Annotated in this window: 4 protein-coding genes; all 4 read left to right on the forward strand. The window is 24.4% G+C overall.

Annotated elements, in window-relative coordinates:
- The first annotated feature begins 904 nt into the window (after positions 1–904).
- The 4 genes from ACTHUW_RS12320 to ACTHUW_RS12335 all read left to right on the forward strand — a co-directional run bounded on the left by ACTHUW_RS12320 (position 905) and on the right by ACTHUW_RS12335 (position 6129).
- Positions 905–1429 (forward strand): YdcF family protein, encoded by a 525-nt coding sequence (locus ACTHUW_RS12320; RefSeq protein ID WP_069827703.1) that lies wholly within the window; start codon positions 905–907, stop codon positions 1427–1429.
- 180 nt (positions 1430–1609) lie between these two features.
- The gene (locus tag ACTHUW_RS12325; RefSeq protein WP_069827702.1) at positions 1610–2734 is read left to right on the forward strand and encodes a glycosyltransferase family 2 protein; all 1125 of its coding nucleotides are present in this window, start codon (positions 1610–1612) and stop codon (positions 2732–2734) included.
- Complete coding sequence (locus ACTHUW_RS12330) at positions 2731–4758, forward strand: CDP-glycerol glycerophosphotransferase family protein (RefSeq protein ID WP_442213464.1); 2028 nt, start codon at positions 2731–2733, stop codon at positions 4756–4758. The genes ACTHUW_RS12325 and ACTHUW_RS12330 overlap by 4 nt, the downstream gene beginning before the upstream one ends.
- A gap of 15 nt (positions 4759–4773) precedes the next feature.
- Positions 4774–6129 (forward strand): glycosyltransferase family 2 protein, encoded by a 1356-nt coding sequence (locus ACTHUW_RS12335; RefSeq protein ID WP_442213466.1) that lies wholly within the window; start codon positions 4774–4776, stop codon positions 6127–6129.
- The last annotated feature ends 76 nt before the right edge of the window (positions 6130–6205 follow it).

Below are 6205 nucleotides of genomic sequence, written 5' to 3' on the forward strand. Positions count from 1 at the left end.
CATACGTTTTAATTGTTATAATTTCAACAATTCTTTTTGTATGATTAGGGTGTACTCAAAACATGCATCTAATTTAAATATTTTATGTATATAACTGAAATAGTTATATCAATAGCTATAATGATATCTACAATAATTCGATTATCGTCTATGAAAATATCAACTATTTGACCTAAAGAAATAATAGTAAGTATTAAGATAGTAATATTCAAAAAATTTATTTATCATCCCGTCAATTTCTGTTGTTCACTTCTTAGATTATGAAACGTAAATATTTTATTTAGTCATTCTTTATGCAACGGTGTATCAATATACATAGTTTATGCTAAGAGGTTTATAGTTTAATACAGAAGACATAATAAACCCATTGTTAATCATTCTAAAATGTGCTTTATCATTATGGATTTTAGAAGGAGTTTTTGGTTCTAATATATATTATTTGGTTTATTTAAACTCATTCTTTCTTCTCTAATAAATTTAAATTTTCTAATTCTTTTTTTATTTTAGTTACTTTTGAGTTCTGAAATTGAAAAGCTCAGATAAGTCTTTGGTAGTAAATATTAAACATTTTCATCAGCTCGGTTATTCATTTTAAATAATTTAAAATTTTTCTATTAATAAATTATAAATCTACATTTTATAAAGTTTAAATTTATCCTCTGTTGTTTTGGAATCGTTGTCTGGTATATTAATATCAACGGCTACTACTTCAACTACAGTTAGTGCACTGTTACTTATATTGATAATAGTAAAACTAATTGCACATCATTTGTATACTGCTAATAATTTTACATTAGAACATCAATTTTAAAACCTCCACACTTTTAAGCATTATTACTTTAAAATACTTTTAAAAATCTACAACATTTAAAAGTAATAAAAAAGATTGAATAGGAGTAATATAATGATAGATAAAAAAAAGAAACATACTTTCATCACTTTAGGCTTACGATTAAATGAGGATGGTTCTTTAGAAAATGAAGCAATTGGGAGACTAAATAAGACATTAGAAGCATACAATAGGGAAAAAAAATCATTTATTATAGTTTCTGGAGGTAATAAAAAAAACAATAAAACTGAATCAAAGGCGATGAAAGAATGGCTGGTGCGTAGAGGGGTGCCGGAGCATAAAATTATAGAAGAAAATGAGTCTAAAGATACTGTAGAAAATGCTATTTATTCTATGCACATCGTTAATAAAGAAAAATTTCAATCATTTTCATTAATAACAAGTGATACACATATAAAAAGAGCCTTTATTTTATTTAAAAGATTAGATTTTTACAATAAATTATCATCATTTATTACCTTTACCACAGAAAAATTAACAACTTCACTAAATTGTCGAGAAGATGAGCTAATAAAAAAAAACTTAAAAGAGTTAAATAAAAGGATAAAAAGTATCGAATATGATCATAACCGTGATTAAGTTAATATAAAATAGGCTTTACATTAGTAAGTATATTGTATATTGTATATAGTATATAGTAAAAGAATATTTACATTAATTTATTTAAAATTTTACAACATTAAAATTTTGATTTATTATTAGAATTTAAAAATTTAGAATTAGTGTGTTTCTATCTTATAAGAAAGGAGGGGGGAAAGCATGATGATTTCAGTTATTCTTCCAGTATACAATGCTGAAGATTATATAGAAGAGTGTTTAGACTCGCTATTGGGACAAACTATTGGTGAGAAAAATATTGAAGTGATTTTAGTAAATGATTGTTCTCCAGATAATAGCGAAAGTAAAATAATGCAATATTCAAATAAATTCACAAACTTTCAATATATCAAGTTAGACCAAAATCAAGGTGCACCAGGAAAGGTAAGAAACATAGGCGTTGAGTTATCTAATGGGGATTTTATTCATTTTCTAGACCCTGATGATATTTTGGATATATATGCATATGAAACATTAATGCATTATATAACCCCAAAAGATGATTTTGTTATGGGAAAATTGCTTTCATTTAATGAAGATGGTTCAACTTTTCAACATATAACTTTTAAAGATTATAAAATGAACAAAACCTACATAAATACAACTTTAGAAGATACACCATTCTTTGCTCAAGTTAAAGTAGGCGTTGTATTAAAATTAATTAGAAAATCATTTTATATTGATAATAATATAAAATTCGTAGAAGGAATGCGAAATGGTGAAGATAGACTAGTAGATGCAATGCTTTATACAAAGGCAAGATCATTCTCTTATGTACCTTTTACAATTTACTATTATAGAAATAGAAATATTGGGGATAATCTTTCTCTAACTCACCAAAATATTGTTGATTTAATATATAATGATATTGATGCTTATTTCATGTGCTATAAAAATTATAACGATGAAAGTTTGCAATTTTTTAAAGTGAATGTTCTTAGATCAATATTTTGGAAGGTAATTGACGAAGAATTTTATGAATTAAATTACAATATTCAAATAGATATATTGAAAAAAATTAAAAAAATAATACAAGGATACAATACAGAGATAATGGGTTTATATTTCAATAATGAGTTACCTATTATTAAATTGATAAATCAAGGTGATCTTTCACTTGCTATTTCTTATGCTTCTTTATTAGAAACAAGAAAAAGGTACTTTTTCAATGGTATAACATTAAATAATAAAGTTAATGAGTTAGAAGCATTTAAAAAAAGTAAAAGTTTTAAATTATATAAAATCATTTCAGTTTTGAAATCTATAATATTTGGTGGTAGGCAATGAAAATTTTACTTATTATATTCAAACTAAAAAATAAAAATGTAAGAAATTTTAATCATTTGTTAAATTCTTCATATTTCTCAGACGTTGTAGTGGTCGATGGAGATCTTGATCAATTTTCTTACCAAATAAAACATAAATATGATTATATTTTATTTGGTAATCCTAATTTTGAGATAGAATTACAAGATATAAAACATGGTATTCAACAAATTGAAAATTCCAAAATAAACATTGTTCAATGGACACTTCGAAATCCTAATTATATAAAAAGTAACAAATATAATTTTTATAGTTATAGAGAGTTGTTTTCTCCAGTGTTAGTTCCTTTAGATTCACAAAAATCAACTATAGACTTACAGACCTATTTTAATGCAATAACTTATGTGAAGGAAAAAGCATACGTTGGGAGCCGTTATATTGGGAGAGACTTGAGAAACAAAGGATATAAAGAAGATTTAATTAACCTTACTACAGCACTTCTAAAATATACTTCCGTTAAAAAATTAATTCATATATATGAAACAGAAAAAGATATAGTTAAATTTTTAGATTTTATTATCGATAATCAAGTTTTTGAAAGAAAAATTGACAAGAATACACAAATTAGATTATTAATTCTAATAAATCAAAAATTTAATAATATTAAATTATTACAACTAAAAAAACATACTAATTTATACCTTGTCTATAGACTAGTATTCAAAAATTATTATGACGAAGCTTTGTCTGCTTTAACACTTTATAGAAGTAAACGTTATTGGTATAATATTGAAAAAGAAATGGCAGATAAATTGGGAAATGTTGATTTTGATGTAAAAGAAACGAAGGCATGGAAAGATACACAAAAGTTTCGGAATTTAAGAATTTTTTCAAAAAACTTATTTTTAATCTTAGAAAAACAATTTTTAAAAATTTTAGTTAACCTAATTCGTCATTTTAGTTCCAAAACAATATGGCTTATATCAGAGAGAAAAGATAGCGCTTCTGATAATTCATATTTTTTATTTAAATATATAAACAGAAATAGAAACGATATTATTTCCTATTATATTCTTGATAAAACAGCACGTCAGTCTAAAAAGAAAGTTGAAAAAGTGGGCAAAGTAGTAAATTTTTCCTCATTAAAACATAAATTACTTATGCTTCTTGCAGATAAGTATATTACAGCTTTTACTATTGAAGAAACAATGATCCCTTATGACATAGAAACATATAAAAAAATATATAAAAAAGAACTTTTAGAGAAAGATATTATCTCAATTCAACATGGTATGATTATGAACAATATTTCTCCTTATTTACATAAGAATAATTATTTAATTGATTATATTACTGCTAATAATAAATATGAAAAGAACATTATAATTGAAACTTTAGGTTTTAATGAAAGTAACGTATTAATAACTGGTATGACAAGACATGACAATTTATCGGAAAGTTCAATTTCTCCTCAAAAAACTAATGAAATTCTATTTATGCCAACTTGGCAGCGCGGTTTGCAAAACTTAACTATACCTCAATTTTTAGAGAGCAATTTTTATAAAAAAATATATGATCTACTTAGAAATAAAGACTTTATAAACTTTTTAAAAGAAGAAAATTTATGTTTAAACGTGTTGATGCATCCGCAATTTGAGAAATATGTTCAATATTTAGAAATTGATGAAACAGAAATAACTTTTGTATCTATGAAGGATATAGAAGTCTCTGATATGATTGCTAAATCTAAATTTTTAATTACTGATTTTTCTTCTATAGCAGTAGACTTTTTATTCCAACAAAAAAATATCATTTTCTATCAATATAACAAATATGCTTTTCACCATGTTCCTTCTAAACAAATTAAGTATTCAGATATAGGACAAGTAGCATTAAATTTGAATCAACTTATAACTAGTTTGAGAAAAATTAAAAGTAATAATTATAATCTTTTGTCGGAGTATAAATCTTCATATGAAAAACTTTTCGAAGTTAAAAAAGATACACAAAAAAAATTAGTAGACACTATAATAAATTTACCTTAGCCAAATACATTGGAGGTGATTCTTATTTTTTCAGTTATTATCCCCACATATAATAGTGAAAATGTAATAGACAAAACATTAAATAAATTACTGAAACAATTACCTTATTTAGATGATGAAATTATTGTTATCAATGATGGGAGTAAAGATAGGACTAAGCAAAAACTCAAGCAATTTGAAAAATATAATCAAATAAAGGTTATCCATCAAACGAATCGAGGTGTGAGCGCATCTAGAAATGTCGGTATTAGTCAAATTAGTTTAACAACGCAATATGTTACTTTTCTTGATGATTCAGATAGCGTAAGTGACAATTTCTTTATGGTTGCTCAAAAATTTTTTAATAACTATCCAAATATTTCTATATTAAGTATACCTATTTTATTATTACATAACTGTGTACAAATAAATCATAATAGTGGAAAAGAAACAGAAAAAAGCGAACAAATTTTCGATATTATAGAGCAACCAACGGAACTTCAATATCATATCGGTGGAATGGTTTTTAAAAAATCTTTATTTGAACAAGAAAAGTATTATTTTGATGAAAATGCTAAATATTGGGAAGATGCTAAACTTATTAACACAATTTTTTTAGACAAACGATTCTATGGTGTTTCACAAAATGCAAAATATTATTATGATAAGAAAAATGAAAACTCATTAAGTCAATTAGCATGGCGTTATCGTTACCGTTATTCTCCACAAATCATAAATAACTATATGCCTCTAATTCAAAAATCGATTCAAATTTATGGGAAATCATTAGAATATATTCAGCATTTAATTGCCAGTCACTTTGTCAGTTATATACATGAAAACAATCAAATGTTATTAGTTGATAAGTTTCTATTTGAAGATTGTTTTTTTAAAAAAGAATCTATTAAATTATTTAACTATATTAGCCTTCAAACTATTGATAATTTAAATATACCAAATAGATATAAGGCATTTTTATATTCAATAAAAGGAGAAAATTTTCCTAATAAATTATATATGAAAAATATTACGATTTATATGCATGGTTATGAAATCTTTAAAGGGAAACTACATTTCTCTCTTTCTCATGAAGCCTACGGCTTATCAAAGAACACTTCCATATACGTTCGGAATCGTAACGGCAAAATATCTTATGCACAATTATTATCTAGTAATACATCAATTATGTTAGGTAAACAAATTTTTGATATTAGCAAAAATAAATATAAAATAAAAATATCGTTAAGTTCAATATTGTTTGGAACATATTTTTATATTAATGACAAATCTTTCAATAGTTTTAAAATTGTCAAAAGCGAACCGATCTTTAAACGTATTTTTTCCACTTTCATTAAAAAATTTTTTTACATTAAATCTATACATGCTCATTAGTTATAATTCGTTAGACTTTCTGGTTCTGTTGCAAAGTAAAAAATATAGCTAACCACTAATTTATCATGTCAGTGTT

It is taken from the genome of Senegalia sp. (in: firmicutes) (assembly GCF_052088025.1).
Lineage (GTDB): Bacteria > Bacillota > Clostridia > Tissierellales > SIT17 > Anaeromonas.

Bases quoted from the DNA above. Each gene is read 5' to 3' on its own strand.
- ACTHUW_RS12320 (WP_069827703.1), top strand. From the start codon at position 905: ATGATAGATAAAAAAAAGAAACATACTTTCATCACTTTAGGCTTACGA.
- ACTHUW_RS12325 (WP_069827702.1), top strand. From the start codon at position 1,610: ATGATGATTTCAGTTATTCTTCCAGTATACAATGCTGAAGATTATATA.
- ACTHUW_RS12330 (WP_442213464.1), top strand. From the start codon at position 2,731: ATGAAAATTTTACTTATTATATTCAAACTAAAAAATAAAAATGTAAGA.